21 protein-coding genes are annotated in these 21,825 nt (G+C 70.6%); 7 read left to right on the top strand and 14 right to left on the bottom strand.

Features of this window, described 5'->3' with window-relative positions; translation table 11 throughout:
- The first annotated feature begins 15 nt into the window (after window positions 1–15).
- From ACR81A_RS03845 to ACR81A_RS03820, 6 genes are read left to right on the top strand one after another with little or no spacing between them, the layout of a single operon-like run.
- Window positions 16–714 (top strand): tyrosine-protein phosphatase, encoded by a 699-nt coding sequence (locus ACR81A_RS03845; RefSeq protein WP_025134498.1) that lies wholly within the window; start codon window positions 16–18, stop codon window positions 712–714.
- Window positions 711–1,526, top strand: a complete 816-nt coding sequence (locus ACR81A_RS03840) for a metallophosphoesterase family protein (RefSeq protein ID WP_440312684.1) — start codon at window positions 711–713, stop codon at window positions 1,524–1,526. The genes ACR81A_RS03845 and ACR81A_RS03840 overlap by 4 nt, the downstream gene beginning before the upstream one ends.
- Window positions 1,516–2,556 carry an ABC transporter substrate-binding protein gene (locus ACR81A_RS03835; protein WP_440312683.1) on the top strand — a complete coding sequence of 347 codons (1,041 nt, stop codon included), beginning with the start codon at window positions 1,516–1,518 and terminating at the stop codon, window positions 2,554–2,556. Before ACR81A_RS03840 ends, ACR81A_RS03835 begins: the two co-directional genes overlap by 11 nt.
- Window positions 2,540–4,231 (top strand): ABC transporter permease, encoded by a 1,692-nt coding sequence (locus ACR81A_RS03830; RefSeq protein ID WP_440312682.1) that lies wholly within the window; start codon window positions 2,540–2,542, stop codon window positions 4,229–4,231. Before ACR81A_RS03835 ends, ACR81A_RS03830 begins: the two co-directional genes overlap by 17 nt.
- Window positions 4,232–4,239: 8 nt before the next feature.
- On the top strand, window positions 4,240–5,397 hold the full coding sequence (locus ACR81A_RS03825; RefSeq protein ID WP_440312681.1) for an ABC transporter ATP-binding protein: 1,158 nt from the start codon (window positions 4,240–4,242) through the stop codon (window positions 5,395–5,397).
- Window positions 5,394–5,984 carry a histidine phosphatase family protein gene (locus tag ACR81A_RS03820; RefSeq protein WP_025134503.1) on the top strand — a complete coding sequence of 197 codons (591 nt, stop codon included), beginning with the start codon at window positions 5,394–5,396 and terminating at the stop codon, window positions 5,982–5,984. Before ACR81A_RS03825 ends, ACR81A_RS03820 begins: the two co-directional genes overlap by 4 nt.
- Window positions 5,985–6,076: 92 nt before the next feature.
- On the opposite strand, the gene cls is transcribed toward ACR81A_RS03820, so the two are convergent.
- The 13 genes from cls to tilS all read right to left on the bottom strand — a co-directional run bounded on the left by cls (window position 6,077) and on the right by tilS (window position 19,694).
- Window positions 6,077–7,561 carry a cardiolipin synthase gene (cls, locus tag ACR81A_RS03815; RefSeq protein ID WP_440312680.1) on the bottom strand — a complete coding sequence of 495 codons (1,485 nt, stop codon included), beginning with the start codon at window positions 7,559–7,561 and terminating at the stop codon, window positions 6,077–6,079.
- A gap of 151 nt (window positions 7,562–7,712) precedes the next feature.
- Window positions 7,713–7,892 (bottom strand): hypothetical protein, encoded by a 180-nt coding sequence (locus tag ACR81A_RS03810; RefSeq protein WP_202381649.1) that lies wholly within the window; start codon window positions 7,890–7,892, stop codon window positions 7,713–7,715.
- Between the two features lie 91 nt (window positions 7,893–7,983).
- Entirely contained in the window at window positions 7,984–9,549 is a 1,566-nt protein-coding gene (gene lysS, locus ACR81A_RS03805; RefSeq protein ID WP_202381648.1) for a lysine--tRNA ligase, read from the bottom strand.
- A gap of 61 nt (window positions 9,550–9,610) precedes the next feature.
- Window positions 9,611–10,339 carry a DUF2520 domain-containing protein gene (locus tag ACR81A_RS03800; RefSeq protein WP_440312679.1) on the bottom strand — a complete coding sequence of 243 codons (729 nt, stop codon included), beginning with the start codon at window positions 10,337–10,339 and terminating at the stop codon, window positions 9,611–9,613.
- A complete protein-coding gene (locus ACR81A_RS03795) occupies window positions 10,339–12,033 on the bottom strand; it encodes a PH domain-containing protein (RefSeq protein ID WP_440312678.1) in 1,695 nt (564 codons plus the stop codon). Before ACR81A_RS03795 ends, ACR81A_RS03800 begins: the two co-directional genes overlap by 1 nt.
- Window positions 12,030–12,665 (bottom strand): PH domain-containing protein, encoded by a 636-nt coding sequence (locus ACR81A_RS03790; RefSeq protein WP_440312677.1) that lies wholly within the window; start codon window positions 12,663–12,665, stop codon window positions 12,030–12,032. The genes ACR81A_RS03795 and ACR81A_RS03790 overlap by 4 nt, the downstream gene beginning before the upstream one ends.
- A gap of 53 nt (window positions 12,666–12,718) precedes the next feature.
- Window positions 12,719–13,231: a DUF3180 family protein gene (locus tag ACR81A_RS03785; RefSeq protein ID WP_440312676.1), complete on the bottom strand. Its 513-nt coding sequence runs from the start codon at window positions 13,229–13,231 to the stop codon at window positions 12,719–12,721.
- Entirely contained in the window at window positions 13,218–13,793 is a 576-nt protein-coding gene (folK, locus tag ACR81A_RS03780; RefSeq protein WP_440312675.1) for a 2-amino-4-hydroxy-6-hydroxymethyldihydropteridine diphosphokinase, read from the bottom strand. The genes ACR81A_RS03785 and folK overlap by 14 nt, the downstream gene beginning before the upstream one ends.
- The gene (folP, locus tag ACR81A_RS03775; protein WP_440312674.1) at window positions 13,790–15,067 is read right to left on the bottom strand and encodes a dihydropteroate synthase; all 1,278 of its coding nucleotides are present in this window, start codon (window positions 15,065–15,067) and stop codon (window positions 13,790–13,792) included. The genes folK and folP overlap by 4 nt, the downstream gene beginning before the upstream one ends.
- On the bottom strand, window positions 15,064–15,669 hold the full coding sequence (folE, locus tag ACR81A_RS03770) for a GTP cyclohydrolase I (RefSeq protein WP_440312673.1): 606 nt from the start codon (window positions 15,667–15,669) through the stop codon (window positions 15,064–15,066). The genes folP and folE overlap by 4 nt, the downstream gene beginning before the upstream one ends.
- A 5-nt stretch (window positions 15,670–15,674) precedes the next feature.
- Window positions 15,675–17,834, bottom strand: a complete 2,160-nt coding sequence (ftsH, locus tag ACR81A_RS03765; RefSeq protein WP_440312672.1) for an ATP-dependent zinc metalloprotease FtsH — start codon at window positions 17,832–17,834, stop codon at window positions 15,675–15,677.
- Window positions 17,835–17,993: 159 nt separating this feature from the next.
- Window positions 17,994–18,554, bottom strand: a complete 561-nt coding sequence (gene hpt, locus ACR81A_RS03760) for a hypoxanthine phosphoribosyltransferase (protein WP_202381643.1) — start codon at window positions 18,552–18,554, stop codon at window positions 17,994–17,996.
- Window positions 18,555–18,614: 60 nt separating this feature from the next.
- Window positions 18,615–19,694 carry a tRNA lysidine(34) synthetase TilS gene (tilS, locus tag ACR81A_RS03755; protein WP_440312671.1) on the bottom strand — a complete coding sequence of 360 codons (1,080 nt, stop codon included), beginning with the start codon at window positions 19,692–19,694 and terminating at the stop codon, window positions 18,615–18,617.
- A gap of 83 nt (window positions 19,695–19,777) precedes the next feature.
- On the opposite strand from tilS, the gene ppa reads away from it, so the two are divergent.
- Window positions 19,778–20,305: an inorganic diphosphatase gene (ppa, locus tag ACR81A_RS03750; protein ID WP_440312670.1), complete on the top strand. Its 528-nt coding sequence runs from the start codon at window positions 19,778–19,780 to the stop codon at window positions 20,303–20,305.
- Between the two features lie 107 nt (window positions 20,306–20,412).
- Here ppa and ACR81A_RS03745 read toward each other — a convergent pair whose 3' ends face one another.
- The gene (locus tag ACR81A_RS03745; protein WP_440312669.1) at window positions 20,413–21,819 is read right to left on the bottom strand and encodes a peptidoglycan DD-metalloendopeptidase family protein; all 1,407 of its coding nucleotides are present in this window, start codon (window positions 21,817–21,819) and stop codon (window positions 20,413–20,415) included.
- Between the last annotated feature and the right edge of the window lie 6 nt (window positions 21,820–21,825).

Here is a 21,825-nt window from a genome sequence, read left to right as displayed (position 1 = left end):
TAGGAGTTCTGAGCAGTGCACGTCATTCCACTCGAGGGCAGCTACAACGCGCGGAGCGTCGGCGCGGAGGCGAGCCCCTGGCTCGTGCGCACCGCGTCGCTCGACGGGCTGAGCGCCGGCGGCGAGCGCGCCCTCCGCGCACTCGGGGTCGACCTCGTGATCGACCTGCGCGAGCCCGAGGAGCACGGCCCGCGCACCCACGGGCTGCCGATCCGCTCCGCGCCCCTGTACGGCGAGGCTCCGCCCGCCGCCGGCTCGCTCGAGGGCGTGTACGCGGGCCTCGTGCGGGATCGCGGAGCCCGGATCGCCGCCGCCGTCGGCGCGATCGCCGAGCACCCGGGCGTCGTCGCGGTGCACTGCACGGCGGGCAAGGATCGCACGGGCCTCGTCGTGGCGCTCGCGCGCCTCGTGGCGGGCGACACCCGCGAGACGGTCGTGGCCGACTACGCGCAGTCGGGCCGCACCGTGCGGCCCGCGCGGGCGAGCATCGCGACCGCGCAGCTCGACGCGCTCGCGCTGAGCGGGGCCGCGCGGGCGGCCGCCGAGCGCCTGCACCTCGACAGCCCCGCCGAGGCGCTCGAGGGGGCGCTCGACCTGATCGACGCGGAGGGCGGCCCGGAGGCCTACCTCCGCGCGCACGGCGCGAGCGACGCGCAGCTCCGGGCGCTCCGCGCACGCGCCGAGCGCCCGGCAGTCGCGGAGCTGCGCGCATGAGCCGCGACACGGGGCGCTTCACGGTGCTGCACCTGAGCGACGTCCACGCGACCGAGACCGGCCTGCTCTACGGCTCGGTGGACGGCGCCGGCCGCATCGAGCGCGTGGGCGACTACGCGGTGGCCGCGGGCGTCACGCCCGAGGTGGTGCTCATCACGGGCGATCTGATCGAGCGCGGCAACCCCGGGGCGTACCCCGCGGTCGCCGCGGCCTGCCGCCGGCTCGAGGACCGGCTCGGCGCCCCCGTGCTCACGGTGCTCGGCAATCACGACGACCCGGTCGCGGCGCGCAAGCTCCCGCACCACGGCGCGGGCCACTTCGCCGTGCACGACGTCGACGGCACCCGTGTGATCCGGCTCGACTCGCACCGCGGCGTGCTGGATCCCGCGCAGCTCGACTGGCTCGCTGATGAACTGGCGCGGCCCGCAGCGCACGGCTCCGTGATCGCGCTGCACCACGCGCCGCTCGCCTCACCGCTACCGACACTGCGTAGGCAGGGCCTCGCGAACGCGGACGCCCTGCTCGAACTGCTGCGCGGCTCCGATGTGCGGGCGATCCTCGCCGGGCACTACCACCACAGCCTGTCGGCGTCGGTGCAGGGGTTCCCCGTCTTCGTCGGCCCCTCGCTCGCCTACCACCAGGTCATGGACGCCGGGCCCGATGCTGTGGCCGGACACGACTCCCCCATGTTCTCGCTCGTGCAGATCACGAGCGACGGAGTGAGCGCCTCGGCGATCGCGCTGCACTCCCCCGATCCCCTGTTCACCCAACCCATCACCCGACCCGCACAGAAAGCGACTCATGTCTCGTAATCGCACCACCGGCGTCATCGCCGCATTCGCCCTCGCGGCGCTCGCCCTCACCGGTTGCTCCTCCGCGGCCGATGCCGCCGGATCCGAGGCCCCGGCAGCGTCCGGCGCCTCGGCCGAGGCCTCCACGATCACGCTCTACACCTCGGAGCCGCAGGAGAAGATCGACGCGGTCATCGCCGCCTTCACGAAGCACCACCCCGAGATCACGGTCGACGTGTTCCGCGCGGGCACGGGCGACCTCACGGCGCGCATCGCCACCGAGGAGAAGGCCGGCGACATCGGCGCGGACCTGCTGCTCGCCGCCGACGCGGGCACCTTCGAGGACTACGCCGAGCGCGATCTGCTGCTCGAGTACGCGTCGCCCGAGGCGAAGGACATCCGCCAGGACCTCATCGACCCCGAGCACTTCTACGTGGGCACCCGCCTGATCCCGACGGTGATCGCCGTGAACACGAACGTGATCACCGACGCCCCCGAATCGTGGGCCGATCTCACCGATCCCCAGTACGCGGGGAAGATCGCGATGCCGAACCCCGATGTCTCGGGCGCCGCGGCCTACAACGCCGCCGTCTGGCTCGACACTCCGGCGCTCGGCCTGAGCTGGCTCGAGGGCCTCGCCCAGAACACGCCCCTGATCGCCGAGAGCAACGGCCCCGTCTCGCAGGCGGTCGCCGACGGCAGCAGCCCGGTCGGCATCGTCGTGGACTCGCTCGTGCGGGATCTCGCGGCGGCCGGCTCCCCCATCGCCGCGGTCTACCCGAGCGAGGGCGTGCCCTTCGTCTCCCAGCCGGTCGGGATCTTCGCCGACACCGAGCAGCCCGAAGCGGCGAAGCTCTTCGTCGACTTCCTCATCAGCGCCGAGGGCCAGGAGATCGCCGCCTCGCAGTCGTACCTGCCCATCCGCGAGGACGTCGCGAGCCCGAAGGGCGCGCCGGCGATCGCCGACATCGCGTTCCTCACCCCTGAGCTCAAGCAGATCCGCGCCACGCAGGCCGACGCCGTGCAGACGTTCAATGGCCTCTTCCAGTAACACGCAGGAGCGCATCCCCGCGGGCCTGGTCGTCACCGACCGGGCCCGCGGGCCGCGCACCGGCGGAATCCGCTTCGACGGCTGTGACGCGACCCGCCTCGCGCTGTGGTGCGCGGTCGCCGCGCTCGTCCTCGTGCCGATCGGCGCGGTCGTCCTGCTCGCGGCGGGCGGCGGCGGCTGGGCGGCGCTCGCCGATCCCGATGTGCTCGCGGCCGCGGCCAACTCGCTCGTGTCGGCGACCGTCTCGGGCGTGCTCGCGGTGGTCATCGGCACCCTCCTCGCCCTCCTCCTGGAGCGCACCGACCTCCCGGGGCGGCGCGTGCTCCGGCTCCTCGCGCTGAGCCCCATGCTCATGCCCCCGTTCGTTGGCGCGATCGCCTGGCTCAGCTTGCTCGGCCCCGCCTCCGCGGTGAACACGTTCTGGACGGCCCGCTTCGGGGCCCCGCTGTGGAACCTCTACGGCGGCGACGGCGTTATCTTCCTGCTCACGCTGCACAGCTTCCCGATCGCGATGATGATCGTCACGGCCGCGCTCCGCCGCATCCCCGCAGACCTCGAGCAGGCCGCGCGCATCGCGGGCTCCTCCGCGCCGCGCGCGCTCTGGGAGGTGACCACCCCGCTTCTCCGCCCCGCGATGCTCTCCGCGTTCACGCTCATCGCGGTGTCGAACCTCGCCGACTTCGGCATCCCCTCGATCATCGGGCTGCCCGAGCGCTACGTGACGCTCTCCACGCTTGTCTACCGCTATCTCCAGTCCGGCACGGTCGAGGATCCGCTCGCCGTGGTCGCCGCGATCGGCTTCGTGCTGCTCCTGATCGCGCTGCTCGGCGTCGTCGTCGATCTGCTGCGCTCGCGCACCCGCGTCGAGCTCGACGCCCAGGCGGGCGCCCCGGCGCTGCTCCCGCTCGGCCGGGCCCGCGGGCCGATCGCCGCGATCACCGCCTTGCTCGTCCTGGCTGTCACCGTGCTCCCCCTCGTCACGCTTGCGATCCAGGCGCTCCTGCCCGCCCCCGGGGTGCCGCTCACGCCGGAGACCATCACGCTCGCGAGCTTCGAGCGCGCGCTCAGCGCCTCGGGCACGCTCCAGGGCATCGGCAACTCGCTCATGCTGGCCACGCTCGCCGCGCTCGGCTGCGGGGTGCTCGGGCTCGGGATCGGAACGATCGTCACCCGCACGCGCGCCCGCGGCAACGCCGCGCTCCTCGGCCTCTCGCTCCTGCCGCAGGCGATCCCCGGGCTCGTCATCGCCGTCGCTTGGCTGCTGATCGCGCCACGGATCGGCCTCTACAACACCCCGTGGCTGATCCTCTGCGCGTATCTGACTTCCTTCCTCGCGCTCGTGGTGCAATCGGTGCACGCGCCGCTCTCCGGGATCCCCACGACCGCCGAGGAGGCGGCCCGGCTCTCCGGCGCCTCCCGCCTTCGGGCCCTGTGGGACATCTCCTGCCGGATGGCGGTGCCCGCCGCGATCTCGGGCGCCGTGCTCGTCGCGCTGACCGCGGTGCGCGAGCTGACCCTCTCGGTGCTGCTCCTCTCCCCCGGCTCGCAGACCCTCGGCGTCGTCATCTTCAACCTGCAGCAGGCGGGCGCGTACAACGCCTCGTCGGCGCTCTCCCTCATCGTCGCCGTGGTCGGCCTCGTCGGCCTCGGCTTCACCGCACGTACCCAGCGTTAGGACCGATCGTGTCATCCGTCTCCCTCACCTCCGTCAGCCTCGCCTACCCGGGCGGACACCTCGGCCTCGCCGATGTCGATCTCAATATCGGCGACGGCGAGTTCGTCGCCCTCGTCGGCCCCTCCGGCTCGGGGAAGACGACGCTGCTGCGCACGGTCGCCGGCTTCATCTCGCCCACGGCGGGCACCGTGCGGATCGGCGAGACCACGGTCGCGGGGGCCGGACGCGACGTCGAGCCCGAGCGGCGCGGCCTCGGCATGGTGTTCCAGCAGCACGCGGTGTGGCCCCACTGGAACGTGGGCCGCAACGTCGAGTATCCGCTCCGCCGCGCGGGCGTCGGCCGTGCGGAGCGCACCCGCCGGGTGGCCGAGGCGCTCGAGCTCGTCGGGCTCGGAGGCGCCGAGCGCCGCGATCCCGCGACGCTCTCGGGCGGTCAGCGCCAGCGCGTCGCCATCGCCCGGGCGATCGTGGGCCGGCCCCGGGTGCTGCTCCTCGACGAGGCGCTGTCCGCCCTCGACGAGCCCCTGCGCGATCGGCTCCGCCTGGAGCTCCGCGCCCTCACCCGCAGCCTCGGGCTCACCGTGATCCACGTCACGCACGACCGCAGCGAGGCGCTCGCCCTCGCCGACCGCGTCGTCGTGCTCGACGCGGGCCGGGTGCAGCAGATCGGCACCCCGAGCGAGCTCGTCGATCGGCCCGCCTCCCCCTTCGTTGCGCGCTTCATCTCCGACGCGGCCGTGCTGCCCGGCAGGCTGTCCGGCGGCGTGTTCCGCGCGAGCGGCTTCCCGATCGAGGTACCGGCGGAGCGGCTCTCGGCGGAGCGCAGTCCCGACCATCGAGCTCGCGCCCACCGAGATCCCGCCCACCCCGTTCACGTCGCAGGCGAGCGCGCCGTGGAGATCGCGGTCCAGCCGGAGCACGTGCGCGTCGTGCCCGACCCGGCCGGGCCCGCGGTCGTCGAGTCCTCGCTGTTCGGCCGGAGCGGCGACGAGCTCGTCGTGCGCTGGGGCGAGCTGCGGCTGCGCTCCCGGGCGAGCGGCGCCCGCTGCGCGGCCGGCGAGCGGGTGCGCGTCGAGATCGACCGGGCCCTCGTATTCGAGCCGGATCCGGCGCAGCGCGCCGCGCACGCGAGCTCGCAGGCGGAACCGGCTAGCGTGGGGGCATGAGCACCTCGTCGCACCCAGCCGCGTCCATCGTCATCGTGCGCCACGGCGAGACGGACTGGAACATCGGCCGCCGCATCCAGGGTCGCACCGACATCCCCCTGAACGAGCGCGGCCGGGCGCAGGCCGGCGAGATCGCCGAGCTCCTGGCGGCTTCGGGCAGCTGGTCCCGGGTCGTCGTGTCGCCGCTCGGGCGGGCCGTCGACACGGGCCGCATCATCGCCGGGCGCCTCGGCCTCGCCGAGCCCGAGATCGACGTCGCGGTCACCGAGCGCGACTTCGGGCCGGCCGAGGGCCTCCAGGTGAGCGAGGTGACCGCGCGCTGGCCGGGCCTCGACATCCCCGAGGCTGAGGGGCTCCTGCCGCTCGCCCGGCGCGGCGCCCGGGCCTTCGAGCGCCACCTGCGCGAGGCGCCGGGCAGCATCGTGATCGCGCACGGCGCGCTCATCCGCGCGGCGCTCTCCGAGCTGAGCGGCGAGCCCGCGCCCCGCATCCTGAACGGGGAGGCGTGGCTGCTGTCCGCGGTGTCGGGCGCTGCCGCGCCGGCCGTGCGCCGGCTGGGCACCCCGGCGATGCAGCACGCGCTGTAGCCGAGGCTGGCCGGCGGGGCGGGCGGGCTGAGCCGGGCGGGCTGGCTGGCTGAGCCGGCTGAGCCGGGCTGGCTGGCCAGCCCGGTGCGCCGCTACTGCAGGGCCGAGCTGAGGCGCGCGAGCCCGTCGAGGAGCTGCGAGCGGAGCGGCTGCTGCAGCCACTCCTCGAGCGTGAGCTCGCGCGAGTTCGCGCGGTAGAAGTCGCTCACCTCGTCGAGATCCCGCACGAAGCCCTCGCCGTGCACCACCATCGAAATCTCCATGTTGAGACCGAAGGATCGCTGGTCCATGTTCGAGGAGCCGACCACGGCGACCGCGTCGTCCACGGTGAAGTGCTTCGAGTGGAGGATGTAGGGCGGGCGGTACATCCAGATCCGCACCCCCGCGCGCAGCAGCTCCTCGTAGTACGAGCGCTGCGCGTGGTAGACGACGGCCTGGTCGCCCGTCTCCGAGACGAACAGCTCCACCTCAACCCCGCGCGCCGTCGCGGCGCGCAGCGCGTTCATGATCGAGCCGTCGGGCACGAAGTACGGGCTCGTGATGCTGATGCGGCGCTTCGCCGTGTACAGCAGCGCGACGAACACCTGGAGGTTGTTCTCGGCCTCGTAGCCGGGACCGCTCGGCACGATCTGGCAGTCGAGCTGGCCGGGCCGGGCCACCTCGATGGGCGATTCGGCGAGGTGCGTGAGGTACTGCCCCGTCTCCAGGTACCAGTCGCCCTGGAACACCGCTTCGAGGCCGAGCACGATCGGCCCCTCCACGCGGACCATGAGGTCCTTCCAGTGCAGGCCGCGCCGCTGGTTCGAGCGCTTGTTGTAGCTCGAGTCGACGAGGTTCTGCGAGCCCATGAAGCCCACCCGCCCGTCGACCACGATGAGCTTGCGGTGGTTGCGCAGATCGGGGCGCTGGTACTCGCCCCGCCACGGCCGCACCGGGAGCATGTACGCCCACTGCACGCCGAGGTCGTCGAGGCTCTGCGCTGTGCGACGCGTGCCCGGGTTACGCACCGCGGAAATGTGGTCGAGCAGCACGCGCACCTGCACCCCGCGCTCGACTGCCTCGCCCATCGCGGTAAAGATGTCGTCGGTCGCCTCGTCGTGCACAAGGATGTAGAACTCAATGTGCACGTACTCCGTGGCCGTGCGGATCGCCGCGGCCATCTGCGCGAGCGACTCCTCGTAGTCGATGCACATGGTCGCCGCGTTGCCGCTCAGCATCGGCTGGGCGCCGAGCGAGCGCCCGAGCCGCACCGCGCTATCCAGGCCGGGCTGCAGCTCCGAGGTCGGCGTGACCATGCCCTGATCCTCGCGCTCCGCGATCTGCGAGACGAAGAGGTTGATCGCCTCCTGCTTCTGCTCGCGCGCACGCGGCAGCCGCTTACTTCCGATGATCAGGAAGAGCAGGAGGCCGGGCACGGGCAGCAGGAAAATAGCCATCAGCCAGGCCATGCCTGAGGTCGGACGACGGTTGCGGGGGACGACGAACAGGGCGATGATGCGGATCACATTGTCGACAATGAGGAACGTCAGGGTCCACGCGAATGGCCAGTTCACTCCGAACCAGTTCAGGTCCTCCATCGACGCATCTCCTCAGTCACCACAGCACACAGTGACACCGGCACAACGCGCTCGCCAAAGATCCGTCGTCGAGCAGCCGGGTATCACCCCTGCAAGTACTGTAGCGGGCGCCGCGGGTCACGCACGCATGCGGCGCGGGAGGAAGTGCGGGTTACGACTCTTCGCGGGCGGGGAGGCCGGCCTTCGCGCGCTCCTCGTCCTCGATCTGCCGGTAGACCCGACGCTCCGTGCGATCCGCGCGCAGAATGAGGCGGATCACCATCCAGAAAAAGATCCCGATGAGCACGGTCGGCGTAAGCGACCAAACCGCGTTCGTCCACCAGCTGTCCATGCTCGCCAGTGTACCGGGTGGATACCGGGGATAGCTGAACGCCCACCCGCGCTGGCGGGTGGGCGTTCAGTCATGCGTGCGGGATCCCGCGCTACTTCACGAGCGGGAAGAGGATGGTCTCGCGAATGCCGAGACCCGTGAGCGCCATGAGCAGGCGGTCCATGCCCATGCCCATGCCACCCGACGGCGGCATGCCGTGCTCGAGCGCGCGCAAGAACTCCTCGTCCACGCCCATGGCCTCATCGTCGCCGCGTGCGGCCTCTGCCGCCTGCTGAGTGAAGCGCTCGCGCTGCACGACCGGGTCGATGAGCTCGGAGTAGCCCGTGGCCAGCTCGAAGCCACGCACGTACAGATCCCACTTCTCAACCACACCGGGGATGGAGCGGTGGTGACGGGTGAGCGGGCTCGTCTCGACCGGGAAGTCCATTACGAAGGTGGGGCTGGTCAGCCCGTCCTTCACGAAGTGCTCCCACAGCTCCTCGACCAGCTTGCCGTGGTTCGGCAGCTTCACCTCGACGCCCTCGGCATCGGCGATCGCCTGCAGCTCGGCAACCGAGGTCTCGGGCGTGATCTCACGGCCCGCGGCCTCCGAGAGCGTGCCGTACATGGAGATGCGATCCCAGTTGCCGCCGAGATCGAAGAGCGTGCCGTCAGCCCACTCGACCACGTGCGTTCCCTCGCGCTCCGTGCCCACGTTCGCGGCAAGCGCGGCGTTCTGTACGAGATCCTGCGTGAGGTCAGCAATGCCGTTGTAGTCGGTGTATGCCTGGTATGCCTCGAGCATGGCGAACTCGGGGCTGTGCGTCGAGTCGGCGCCCTCGTTGCGGAAGTTGCGGTTGATCTCGAAGACGCGCTCGAGGCCACCGACGACCGCGCGCTTCAGGAAAAGCTCGGGTGCGATGCGCAGGAAGAGCTCGGTGTCGAACGCGTTCGAGTGCGTCACGAACGGGCGCGCCGAGGCGCCGCCGTGCATCGTCTGCAGCATCGGGGTCTCGGCCTCGATGAAGTCGCGCTCGGCGAAGGTGTGACGCAGGCTCGCCATCGTGCGCGCGCGGGTCACAACATTGCGGCGTGCCTGATCCCGCTGGATGAGATCGAGGTAGCGCTGGCGCACCCGCGTCTCCTCATTCAGCTCGGTGTGCATGTTGGGCAGCGGCGCGATCGCCTTCGCTGCGATCTGCCACTCCGTGACCATGATCGAGAGCTCGCCGCGACGGCTTGAGGCGACCTCGCCGCGCACGAACAGGTGGTCGCCGAGGTCGACGAGCTCCTTGTATGCGGCAAGCGATTCCTCGCCCACCTCTGCCAGGCTCACCATGGCCTGAATCCGCGTGCCGTCGCCGGCCTGCAGCGAGGCAAAGCACAGCTTGCCCGTGTTGCGCTGGAACACGACACGGCCGGCGACGCCGACGATGGCACCCGAGGCGGTGTCGGGTGTCTCTTCGAGGTGACCCCACTCCGCGCGCACGGCGGGGATGGTGCTCGTCACCGGAACCGCGACCGGGTACGCGCCGCCCTCGAGGCTCGCTCCGGCGTTCAGTTTGTCGCGCTTCTCCAGTCGCACGCGCTTCTGTTCGAAGACCTCCTCGGCACTGACGGCCGGGGTGGCGTCCGTGGTGGCCGGCTCGGCTGCGTGGGCTGCGCTCTGATCGCTCATAGTGGGGGCGTGTCCTCCGTGATGTGACGTCCGTCGCAATGATCCGACGGTCCGTTCCATCCTAGGCCAGCTCGGCGGGCGGGGTGATGCCCCCGTCGCGGCCGGCCGCCTCACGCAGCTCTTCCTCGACCGCTGCGCGCACCACACCGCCGGCGAGCCGGTCCGGGCGCTCGACGCCGATTTCGCGCAGCGCGTCGGTCGTCTGCCGCACGACGGCACGCGAAAGCTCGGCCGCCGCGGTCAGCGCGTCGGCGTACGCCGCCCGATCCTGCTCGCGCACAATGACGGGCTCGCCGCCCATCTCCACCGCGAGCGCCTGCCCGATGGGCAGCACCGGCGCGGGCGCGGTGACCGCGATCGTCGCGCCGGCAAGGCGCCCCAGATCGAGACTCGTTCCCGTGAACACAATCGCCGGGTGCAGCGCGAGCGGGATCACCCCCACGGCGAGCGCCGGCCCGAACACCGCGGTGCCATGCTCGGGCGCGGTGTGGATCGCGAGCTGGCCGGGCTGCCACGCGCCGGTTGCGGCGAGACCCGCGATGAGCCCGGGCAGCTCGTCACCTGGCACGGCGAGCAAGACGAGCTCAGATCGCCGCACCACCTCGGGCACCTCAAGCACGGGGACGCCTGGGAGCATCGCCGCGGCGCGCTCTCGGCTCTCCTCGCTCACGGCCGAGATGCCGGTGATCGCGTGCCCCACCCCCGCGAGGGCGCGCGCGAGCACGGGGCCGACGCGGCCCGCGCCGATCACCCCAACGCCGAGGCGTGACTCCTGCGCGCTCGGGTGCACTACGCCTCCTCGACGGGCGTCTGAGTCGCCCGCGGACCGCGCGCGGCCGCGAGGCGCTGGGCCTCAGCGCCCTGAATGCGCAGCACCGCGGTGGCGAGCTCGTCGAACACGCGCTGGCCGATCCCAAGCTCCATGCCCCGCATCTCCATGCGCACCGGGCCAAGCACTGTGTGCGCTTGCACCGAGGCGAGCCCGAGCATCCGGTGCACGAGCGGGCGGCGCAGCTGCACCGACTGTGCACGGACGATCGGCATGATCGAGAGCGAGCGCGTGAGCACGCCGCGGCGAATCCGCAGCGTGGCGTCCTCGCTGCCGAGACCCTCGAGGGCGATACCCGCGCGAGGCTTGCCCCACCAGAGCACCCAACCGGCCCGCTGCCCCGGTCCACGGTACCCCGCGCCGGGGCCGCTGAGGCCGTTGCGGAGCGCGGCAATCTCGACGTCGTCGTCACCCACACCGGGCAGCAGCGTGTCGATGACGCGCAGCACATCTGCCTCGAGGCCGACGGGAAGCACGACGTTCTGGGACGCATTCTGACCGCCCTGCGCCACAGAGTGGCCCGCCGTGGTGATGCGCACCTTCCACCACCCAAGCGGGCGCCAGAACAGCGGCTGGCGCGCCTCAATGGCGTGGATACGGCCGAACGGGATCGACTCGGTGAGTGTCGAGGTAAGCCCCGCGCCCGTGCGCACAGTGTCGCGACCGCGCGAGAGCGTGAAGTTGAAGCCGCGATTGAACTGGCCAAACATGACGCCGGCCATCACGACGATGAGAGGCAGAATGCCGAGGATCATGAAGGGCTCGAAGATGGCCCCGCCGACAATAACGGCAACCACCACGAGCACGAGAATGATCGCTTCCCAGCTAAGGGCGATGCTGCCGAGCAGTCGACTCACGGGCACGCGCACGAGCGCACCGCCCACGATCGCATCGGGATCAACGTCGCTGTCCACGAAGTCCTGCGCCCGCCCAGCGAGGCCTGCCACACCGGCAGCGTAGACCGATCCATCGAACGCAACCGCGGCAGCGCCGTGGATCTCGTCGAGCGGCACGGCTCCCACCGCATCGCCACGGCGCTTCTGCGCGGCGATCTGCATGATCTGCTCGCGCACGGTCTTCGCGTCAGCGTGCCCGAGGTACGCGAGTTCCACCTTGCCGTCTTGACCGGCGGTGACCACCTCGATTTTTGTGAGGCCGAGCGCGCGCGCCAGCATGGGGCGCTGCAGGTTGACCGACTGGATGCGCTCAAGCGGCGCGCGGCGGTGGTTGCGGAACAGAATACCGCTGCGCGTCTCGACCGCCTCAGCCGTCACCCGGTAGCTCGAGAACCGCCACGCGAGCCAGGAGAACAGCACAATGAGCAGGATGACGCCGAGGGCGCCGCCCAACACGAGCAGCAGGAGGCCCTGCTCAACGAGGTAGCCAAAGATGTCCTGCTCATCGAACACCCCCGCGAGGTCGTCGTTTTTCAGCGCCTCGCGCGCAAAGAAGAACTCGACGAGCCGGTCGCGAAAGTTGGCGATGATAATGCCGCCGATGACGAGCAGCGCCAGCCCGCCGCGCAGCAGCGGCGACAGCGGGTGCATGCGGCGCCAGCCCTCGGCGTCCGCTGTGCCGGGCAGCTTCGCCGCGGCGGGCAGGGGGCCGCGGCCCGGCTCCTCCGCCGGGGTCGTGGGGTGCGGGAGCTCGCTCACAGCCCAGACCGCCGGGTCTCGGCCAGCGCGACGAGTCGGTCGCGCAGCGCCTCCGCGTCGTCGAGCTTCAGCCCGGGCAGCTGCACGCCGGTGGCCGCCGATGCCGTGACAAACTTCAGGGTGGCGAGGCCGAGCGCGCGCAGCAGCGGGCCTCGGGTCACGTCGACGAGCTGCAGGCGCCCGTACGGCACCGCGACAACGCGCTCGAACATGATGCCGCGGCGGAAGAGCAGGTCATCCTCGCGCAGGATGTAGCCGATCGCGCGCACGCGACGGAATGCGAACAGCGCGTTCACCAGCAGCGCGACGACCACCGCGCCGAGACCGATCAGCGGCAGCACACGCTGGTCCCCGGCGTTCACGAAGACGATGAAGCCCACCACGGCGCCGACCACGAGCACGAGCACGAGGTTGACGATCAGATCAGCCCACGCGTACGAGGGCGAGACGCGCTGCCACTCGGCATCATGGTTCGGCCAGTTCACGTCCGCGGGCACGGCTGCACCGGGTGCCGCCCCACCGGGCGCGGCGTTCGTCACGGCGTCGCTCGCTGCGTCGGCTGCGGGGGCGGCGTGGGCGGGAAGCGGCGGCGTGGAGCTGGGCTGATCCTGCGGCAGTGGTTCATAGGTCACCCTTGTAGCCTAGGCCAGCCAGGGGCGGAGTGACCGCGCGAACCCCTCGCTCGTCAGGGTTTGCGGTACGCGGTGTGTGCTGCGGGATCGGGATCGGGATCGCTCTGATCCGGCGCATCGCCGTCCCCGGGCGGAATCTTGCACAGGTGCTCAGTGATCGCCGCGCAGGTGACGAGCACCGCACCGCCCACGAACACGAGCACCATGGGCAGCCAGCTTTCACTGGGTGCGGGCACGCTGCGGCCGAGCAGCGAGAGCGCAAGCCCGCCGCCGAAGCCGCCGAGCAGTGCGCCGACGAGCATGCCGGCCCGCGCGGTAGCGAGGAGCCGCACCGCGTGGAATGGGTTCACGTCGCCCGCACGCTTCAGCACGGTGCGGCGCAGCCGGATCCCGAGCGTCAAGAGCACCCCGGCGATCAGCGCGAGCATCAGTGCGAGCGAGAGCGGCGGCACGAACGGCGGCGCGCCCCGCCCCGACAGTGCGAACTGCAGCACGAGGCCGAGCGCGATGCCCATGGCTCCGGCCGCGGCGACGGCGAGCGGGCCGGTGCGCTCATCCCCGCGCACGGTTGCTCCCCTGCTCTGGTTCGCGCGGCTCACGATCATGCAGATCGGGATCACCCAGCTCGGGATCGAACGGCTGCGTCGTGTCCCCCACCCGCGCGAGCAGCTCGGCTACCCGGCCGTGCCCCATGAGCACTGCGTTCGGATCCAGCGCGAGCCAGGGTGAGAGCACGAAGTCCCGCTCGTGCGCCCGCGGGTGCGGCACGATGAGGCGCTCGTCCTGCACCACGCGGCCACCGAAGAGGATCACATCAATGTCGAGCGTCCGCGCCCCCCACCGCACCTCGCGGGTGCGACCGTGCGCTGACTCGACCCGCTGCGTGAGGTCGAGCAGCTCGTGCGGGGACAGCGTGGTCTGCGCCGTCGCGACGCCGTTCAAGTAGCGCGGCGCGTCGGGGTCGGGGCCATCCGGCGTGAGCGCGATCGTTTCGCGCAGCGGCGACGCCACGAACTCGCTGATGCCTGCCGCCGCCGCGATCTCGGCCTGCGCGGCGCGAATGGTCTCGCCGCGGTCGCCGAGGTTCGCGCCGAACGCGAGGAGCACAGGAACGAGCTGCGCGATCATCGGGCGGCCTCCCCGGCGGCGCGGCGCACCACCGACACCGAGACATCGGCGAAGGTCGCGGGAATCGGGGCGTCCGGCTTGTGCACGGTGATGCGCGCCTCGCGCACTCCCGCGAAGCCGAGCGCCACGCTCGCAACGCGCTCCGCCACCGTCTCGATCAGGTCGACCGGGTCGCGCTCAACGGCGGCCACGATCGCCTCGGCGAGCTCGCCGTAGTGCACGGTGGCCGCCAGCGCGTCGCCGGCCGCGGCGGCACTCAGGTCGACCGCGACCTCAGCATCGATCACAAACTTCTGACCAGTCTCGCGCTCGAAGTCGAAGACGCCGTGGTGCGCGAACACCTCAAGCCCGGTGAGGGTGATCCGATCCTGCGGGATCGCTGCGGGGACGTCGCCCGTCGCCAGTCGAGGCGCGGCGTGCAGCGGGAGCGCGGCGCCCCACGCGTCTGCAACTGCGAGAGCTTGCACGGTGCCTGCGACGTCATGCACGCGCACGCCCCACGCACCGTCACGCGCAGCGAGCGCGCTTACTACGGCCGTCGCGAGGTCGCGCTCGTGCGCGCCGGGGGCCGCGGCCGCGCGGGCGGCTTCGGGAACCGTCTCGAGCACTTCCGCGAGCATCCGCTTGCGCGACGCACCAACGAGCACGGGGTACCCCAGCGCGCGCAGCGAGTCGAGCGCGGCAAGCAGGCGCCAACCGTCCGCACCGGTCTTGTCAAAGCCGAGCCCCGGATCGAGCACCACGTGGCTCGGGGACACCCCTGCGGTGACTGCCGCGTCGGCGAGCCCCTGGAGCGCGGTGCGCACCTCGGCCACCACGTCGCGGTACTCCGAGCGCTCGTGCGCGGGATCGGGGATGCCCCGCCAGTGCCCGATGATGAAGCGCACGTCGTGCTCGCGGCTCGCCGTGGCCGCCACCGAGAGCATGTCGGCGTCGGCAAGTCCACCCGAGACATCGTTGATGTACCGCGCGCCGGCCGCCACCGCGGCGGCGGCGGTCTCCGCGTGGATCGTGTCGATCGATACCGTGATGCCGTCTGCCACGAGCCGCGCGATGACCGGCAGTACACGACGCAGCTCCTCGGCTGGCGCCACCGGAGTCGCTCCCGGTCGCGTGGACTCGCCGCCGATGTCGATGATCGTGGCGCCCTGTGCGATCAGCTCGCGCGCCTGAGCCACAGCGGCGTCCGGGCTCACGAAGCGGCCGCCGTCGCTGAAGGAGTCCGGGGTGACGTTCAGCACCCCCATCACCTCGGTGCGGGGCGCGCGCGTCATCGGCCGGCCTCGGCCGTGGCTATTGCTCCCGAGCCGCAGCCGAGCAGCGCGAAAATGGCCGCCTGCTCCGCGGGGTCGGCGAGTACGCCGCGGGATGCCACCGTCATGGTCACCGCGTCGGCCTGGCGCACGCCGCGATCAGACACGCACCCGTGGCTCGCCTCGAGCACCACGAGCACCCCCGCGGGAGCTAGCCCGTCTTCGAGGGTCTGTGCGATCTGCTCGCCCAGTCGTTCCTGCACCTGCGGGCGCGCGGCGAGCGTCTCGATCACGCGCGGGATCGCGCTGAGGCCGACCACCCGGCTGCCGGGCCGGTACGCGACGTGGGCGCGTCCGCGGAACGGCAGGAGGTGGTGCTCACACATCGAACGCAGCGCGATGTCACGCACAAGCACGAGCTCACCCGTGTCTGCGCCGACCGGAACCGCGTCGCTGAGAAAACCAGCCGGGTCCGTGCCGACACCCGCGAAGAACTCCGCGTACGCGTCGGCCACCCGAAATGGCGTGCTCGCCAGCTCGGGGCTATCCGGATCCGAGCCGATTGCGCTCAGCATCTCGCGCACCGCCGCAGCGATGCGCTCGCGATCCACGGTCTCGTTCATCGGCGCTACCGGGCGTCGTCAGCGTCAGTCGCGGGGGGAGCCCCGAGATTGCGCGGCGGCTCGGCCGGGCGTGCGGGCTCGGCAGGCTCGGCCGGGGCGACCGGCTCCGATGCCGCAGCGGGCTCCGCAGGGGCGAACTGCTCGGCAGCACTCACTCCGTCGCCTGCCGTCTCCGCGGGGGCAGCCTGCTGCTCCGCGTTCGCGCCGGCGTCAGCGAGGTCACCATCGGTTCGCACGACGGCGGGCACCTCGATCGGCGGGCGATCCGACACCGGGCGATCCGAGTGCGAGAGCCAGATGGCGCGCTCGGGCAGCTTCTGCACGTCGTGGAAGATCGCTGCGATCTGGTTGTGATCGAGCGTCTCCTTCTCGAGCAGCTCAGCCGCGAGACGATCGAGCACGTCGCGGTTCTGCACGAGCGCCTCGTACGCCTCGTTGTGCGCCTGCTCGAGCAGGGCGCGCACCTCGGTGTCGACCGAGACGGCCACCCCCTCGGAGTAGTCGCGGCTCTGACCGAACTCGCCGAGGAAGGCGCCGGGCTGTGCCTGGCCGAGCTTCACCGGGCCGATCGACGCGGACATGCCGTACTCGGTCACCATCTTGCGTGCGGTGCCCGTGGCCTTCTCGATGTCGTTGCCGGCGCCCGTCGTGGGGTCATGGAACACGAGCTCCTCGGCCACGCGGCCGCCGAGCGCGTACGCGAGCTGATCCTGCAGCTCGTTCCGAGTCACCGAGTACTTGTCCTCGAGCGGGATCACCATCGTGTATCCGAGCGCGCGTCCACGCGGGAGAATCGTGATCTTCGTCACCGGGTCGGTGTGGTTCAGTGCTGCCGCGACGAGTGCGTGGCCGCCCTCGTGGTACGCGGTGATGAGCTTCTCCTGGTCCTTCATCACGCGAGTGCGGCGCTGCGGGCCGGCGATAACGCGGTCGATCGCCTCGTCGAGTGCGCGGTTGTCGATCAGCTGCGCGTTCGAGCGCGCGGTGAGCAGCGCGGCCTCGTTCAGCACGTTCGCGAGGTCTGCGCCAGAGAACCCGGGGGTCTTCCGCGCGACGACCTCGAGGTCAACGTTCTTCGAGAGCGGCTTGCCCTTCGAATGGACCTGCAGAATCTTGAGTCGGCCGGGCATGTCCGGTGCGTCGACACCGATCTGGCGGTCGAAGCGGCCCGGGCGCAGGAGCGCGGGGTCCAGCATGTCGGGGCGGTTCGTCGCCGCGATCATGATGACGTTGGTCTTCGGGTCGAAGCCGTCCATCTCGACGAGCAGCTGGTTGAGCGTCTGCTCGCGCTCGTCGTGACCGCCGCCCATGCCCTGGCCGCGGCGCTGACCAACCGCGTCGATCTCATCGATGAAGATGATCGCCGGGGCGTTTGCCTTGGCCTCCTTGAAGAGGTCGCGCACGCGGCTCGCGCCGACGCCCACAAACATCTCAACGAAGTCAGAACCGGAGATCGTGTAGAACGGCACGCCGGCCTCCCCCGCGACGGCACGCGCGAGCAGAGTCTTGCCGGTACCAGGAGGGCCGTACAGCAGCACGCCCTTCGGAATGCGGGCACCCACAGCCTGGAAGCGGGTTGCGTCCTGCAGGAAGTCCTTGATCTCGTGGAGCTCTTCCACGGCCTCATCTGCGCCCGCAACGTCGGCAAACGTCACCTGCGGGGTCTCTTTCGAGACCAGCTTCGCGCGCGACTTGCCGAACTGCATCACGCCGCGGCCGCCGCCCTGCATGGAGGAGAGCATCCACCACAGCAGCGCGCCGATGAGTAGCAGCGGGAGCAGGAAGCCGAGCAGCGACCACAGCGGGTTCGGCTGCGGCACCTTGTCGGTGAAGCCGTCCTTCAGCTTCGCGTCGGTGACCGCGTCAACGACGGCCTCGCCGCGCTGCGACACGTAGTAGAAGTACACCTGATCGGTGCCGAGCTTCTTGTCGGCCTTCGTCAGGGTGAGATTGACGCGCTGATCGCCGTCAATGATCTCGGCCTGCTTGGTCTTGCCCTCGGCGATGAATTCAAGACCCTGCTTCGTGGGCACCTCGCGTGTACTTCCACCCGAGAGCAACGACCAACCGATCAGAACGATCAGCGGGGCGAGGATCAGGTAGAGGAGCGGGCCGCGGAACAGCTTCTTGCTCTTCGTCGAGCTCTTCGGAGAATTCTCTGCCAAGTCAGGGCCTTTCGGGGGTGCCGTGCCGGAGTATTCCAGCCCTTGCAAGCGTAACCAATTCCACTGGCCGCCCACTGTGGGAATCCGCGTGTCCGCTCAGGGCGCACCCCGGGCGCACTCAGTCGTGTGGAATACGACGCTGCGCCCGGGGCGTCCTGACTACTCTTCTCCGCCGTAGACGTGAGGCGCGAGGATCGCCACGTCGCGGAGGTTTCGGTAGTTCTCCGCGTAGTCGAGGCCGTAGCCGACCACGAACTCGACGGGGATGTCGAAGCCGACGTACGCGACGTCCACCTCGACCTTGAGCGCCTTGGGCTTGCGCAGCATCGTGCAGATGCGCACCGACTTCGCGCCGCGACTCTCGAGGTTCTCCTTCAGCCACGCAAGCGTCAGGCCGGAGTCGATGATGTCCTCGACGATCAGCACGTCGCGGCCGGTGATGTCGGCGTCGAGATCCTTGAGGATCTTCACGACGCCACTCGACTTTGTGCCAGCGCCGTACGACGACACGGCCATCCAGTCCATCTGCGCGTGGAAGCGCAGCTCGCGAGCAAGATCCGCCATGACCATCACGGCGCCCTTCAGCACACCGACGAGAAGCGGCGGCTCCTCGGTGTAGTCCGCCTCGATCTCGCGGGCAAGCTCGCCGAGCCGCGCAAGCAGCTCAGCCTCGGTGTGCAGTACAACGGAGAGGTCATCCCCCAGGTGTGTGGAATCCATGCGGCTATGTTAGTGCCCACCGCTGAGGGGTTCCGCACCGCGGCGCGTCTGCGGCGGCACTCAGTCGCGCTTCTCGCGCGGTGATCCCGTTTGTCGGGTGAGGCGAAGCAGCCCCGCCGCGCGCGTCCCGCGGATCCCGGGCACGAACACGGGCCCCTGCCCGCGCCAGTCCGTGGCGAGCGCGGCAAGCGCGAGCGTGTGCTCCCGACTGAGGTGCGCACCGAACTCCACCCCTGCGAGTCGGATCACCCGATTGCGGATCGCAGCGGGCAACCCCGCGATACCGGCCGCGGGAAGGAGCACCTCGTGGTCAGCGGCGCCCGGCGCACCGGGCGCGTGCACGGCGTCCTGCTGCTCCGCGCGTCGCAGCCCAGCGAGGGCCTCGGCGGCAAAGGCGTCGAGCGCGTCTGCGTCTTCCCGGGCAAGATCGGCGCTGCGCGCGAGCGCGGCGGAGATGCCCTCACCAAGTTCCTCGGCGAGCACGGGCAACACGCGTCTGCGCACGCGCACCCGCGCAAAGCGGTCGTCGTTGTTGTGCGGGTCGTCCCATGGTTCAAGCTCGGCCCGCTCACACGCGGCGCGGGTGACCTCACGCGTGATCTCGGGGTCCGCGCCCAGGAATGGGCGCAGCAGCTCGCACTCAGTGCCAAGCGGGCGGCGTTCGGGGATGCCGGCAAGCGTTCGGCTGCCAGATCCGCGCGCGAGCCCAAGCAGCACCTGTTCCGCCTGATCGCTGCGGGTGTGGCCGGTGAGGATCGCGCTCGCTCCCGCCTCGGCGGCCACCGATCGGAACTCCGCATAGCGGGCATCTCGCGCGGCAGCTTCCGGCCCGCCTGGGGCATCCGCCGCAACCCGCACCCGGCGCACGAGCACGGGGCCGAGGCCGAGTGTGCGCGCCTGCTCCCCCGCACGCTCGGCAACCTCTGCCGACCCGGTTTGGAGCCCATGGTCGATGAGCAGCACACCCGCGCGCACGCCAAGCTTCGGTGCCTCGACCGCCGTGGCCGCGGCAAGCGCGAGCGAGTCGGCGCCGCCGGAAAGCGCAACCAAGACAAGCGGCTCGGGCCCCGAGCGCGCGCGCAGACTGGCGAGCGCACGGCGGACCGCGCGCCGGGTGTCGAGCAGCGGCCGATCGGACATGCTCTCAGGCTACCCGCCCGGCAGTCGCCGCGCAGCGGGCTTCGGGTAGCCTGGTCCCAGTACTATTCGCCGGGGCCGGCACCATGCCCACCCACCACAAGATTGAAGGAGCGCGCATGACCGCCGCATTCGACGCTGTCATCGAGATCCCCAAGGGGAGCCGCAACAAGTACGAGGTCGATCACGAGACCGGTCGGGTGTACCTCGATCGCGTGCTCTACACCGGCTTTGTCTACCCGACCGACTACGGCTTCTTCGAGGAGACGCTGGGCGAGGACGGCGATCCGCTCGACGTGCTCGTGCTGCTCGACTACCCGGTCTTCCCCGGGGTCGGCATCAAGGTTCGCCCGGTCGGCGTGCTGAAGATGAGCGACGAGGCTGGCGGCGACGACAAGGTCATCGCGGTGCAGGCGAAGGATCCCCGTTGGGCGCACATCCAGGATGTCGCTGACATCCCGGAGTACACCCGCAAGGAGATCGAGCACTTCTTCGAGCACTACAAGGACCTCGAGCCGAACAAGTGGGTCAAGGTGGACGCGTGGGGCTCGGCGGCTGACGCAGAGCAGCTGATCGTCGAGGCGCAGGAGCGTCTCGCAGCGCAGGGACACTAAGTTCTCGGCCCCTCGGGGCCACGACGAAGGGCCCGGAATCCTCACGGATTCCGGGCCCTTCGTCGTGGGTGCGTCGCTTTGCCCGGGCAAAGCGACCCACGTCGCTCCTAGAAGTTGATGTAGAAGGAGGGGTTCACGAAGCCGTACCAACCCTCGTCCTGGTTCAGTCGCATCTCGAAGTGCAGGTGGCAGCCCGTGCTCGCCCCGCCGGTCGTGCCGACGTAGCCAATCACCTGTCCTGCGGAGACTTGCTGGCCTCCACCCACAAGTGCCCAGCTCTGCATGTGGGCGTAGCGCGTCTGCCAGCCGGTCGGATGGTTCACCGTCACCATGTTGCCGCCGCCGTACGGATCCCAGTACGCCATGCCAACCGTGCCGCTCGCCGCGGCAACAATGGGCGTACCGCATCCCGTTGCGAGGTCAATACCGGTGTGGTTCGGTCGCCCGGGGGGCGCAAAGTAGTCGGAGATGTAGTAATTGCTGGTGGGGATCACCCAGCCGTTCGAGATGCCGCCGTTGCCACCACCGGTGTTGCCACCACCCGTGTTCCCACCGCCGGTATTGCCACCACCCGTGTTCCCACCACCGGTGTTGCCACCACCCGTGTTGCCACCGCCCGTGTTTCCACCGCCGTTGTTCGCCTGCTCCTGCTGCTGGCGGGCGAGCTCTTCCTGCTGCTTGCGGTACTCCTCGGCAATGCGGGCGAGGCGCTCGGCTTCCTTGCGGCGCTGCTCCTCCTCGATGCGCAGGCGCTCCTCGTAGCCGTCGACGGTCTTGCTCGTCGTGTCCTTCAGCGCAGCGAGCTGGGTCTCGAGCACGCGCTGCTTGCCCTCCTGCTCAGCAACCTTTTCGCCCTGCGTCGCGGCGGCGGTAGCGGCCTCCGCCTCGAGCACGGCGGCGCGCTCGCGCAGCTCCTCGCGCTCCTTCTCGGCGGCCTTCGCCTGCTTGCCGAGCGTGTCTGCGGTATTCGCTGCCTGCTGTGCCTCCTCCGAGAGCTGCGTGTTGCGCTCGGTCGCCTTCGACATCGACGCCATGCGCTCGAGCAGCGCGTCAGCGGTCTTCTCGTCGGCGTCAAGGAAGAGTTCCATGCTGCGGTCGACGCCGCCGGAGCGGTACATCTGCGCAACAAGTACGCCCGCGCGATCGGCGGCCTCCTCGGCCTCCTTCTGGCTCTGCTCAGCCTGTGCACGCAGCTGCTGCGCGCGGTCGGCGGCCTCGCGAGCGTTCGCGTCTGCGACGTTCAGCTCTTCGAGTTTCGTGGCGTGCAGGTTGCGCAGCCGGTCGAGCTCCTTCTCGCCATCCTTGATCAGGCCCTCGATCTCGGTGACCTTTTTCGCCGCCGCGGCCTCATTACCCTTCGCCGCCTGCACGTCGTCCCAGGTGGGAAGGTCAAGCGCCTGAGCTGGTGCGGGGGCGGTGGTGAGAGAGCCGCCAACGAGCAGGCCTCCCGCGAAGGCACCCGCGCAGAGCACCCCAATCGCGCGCTTCGGCCAGCTGGTCTTTCGCTTCTGCATGTCGCC

This window comes from Leucobacter chromiireducens (assembly GCF_051993095.1).
GTDB lineage: Bacteria > Actinomycetota > Actinomycetes > Actinomycetales > Microbacteriaceae > Leucobacter > Leucobacter chromiireducens.
This window is presented reverse-complemented; position numbering and strand designations above follow the sequence as displayed.

Coding starts and splice junctions, on each gene's coding strand:
- folP (WP_440312674.1), bottom strand. CDS start 15,067: ATGACGCGCGCGCCCCGCACCGAGGTGATGGGGGTGCTGAACGTCACC.
- hpt (WP_202381643.1), bottom strand. CDS start 18,554: ATGGATTCCACACACCTGGGGGATGACCTCTCCGTTGTACTGCACACC.
- folK (WP_440312675.1), bottom strand. CDS start 13,793: ATGATCGCGCAGCTCGTTCCTGTGCTCCTCGCGTTCGGCGCGAACCTC.
- ACR81A_RS03810 (WP_202381649.1), bottom strand. CDS start 7,892: ATGGACAGCTGGTGGACGAACGCGGTTTGGTCGCTTACGCCGACCGTG.
- ACR81A_RS03830 (WP_440312682.1), top strand. CDS start 2,540: ATGGCCTCTTCCAGTAACACGCAGGAGCGCATCCCCGCGGGCCTGGTC.
- lysS (WP_202381648.1), bottom strand. CDS start 9,549: ATGAGCGATCAGAGCGCAGCCCACGCAGCCGAGCCGGCCACCACGGAC.
- tilS (WP_440312671.1), bottom strand. CDS start 19,694: ATGTCCGATCGGCCGCTGCTCGACACCCGGCGCGCGGTCCGCCGTGCG.
- ACR81A_RS03835 (WP_440312683.1), top strand. CDS start 1,516: ATGTCTCGTAATCGCACCACCGGCGTCATCGCCGCATTCGCCCTCGCG.
- ACR81A_RS03745 (WP_440312669.1), bottom strand. CDS start 21,819: ATGCAGAAGCGAAAGACCAGCTGGCCGAAGCGCGCGATTGGGGTGCTC.
- ppa (WP_440312670.1), top strand. CDS start 19,778: ATGCCCACCCACCACAAGATTGAAGGAGCGCGCATGACCGCCGCATTC.
- cls (WP_440312680.1), bottom strand. CDS start 7,561: ATGGAGGACCTGAACTGGTTCGGAGTGAACTGGCCATTCGCGTGGACC.
- folE (WP_440312673.1), bottom strand. CDS start 15,669: ATGAACGAGACCGTGGATCGCGAGCGCATCGCTGCGGCGGTGCGCGAG.
- ACR81A_RS03840 (WP_440312684.1), top strand. CDS start 711: ATGAGCCGCGACACGGGGCGCTTCACGGTGCTGCACCTGAGCGACGTC.
- ACR81A_RS03820 (WP_025134503.1), top strand. CDS start 5,394: ATGAGCACCTCGTCGCACCCAGCCGCGTCCATCGTCATCGTGCGCCAC.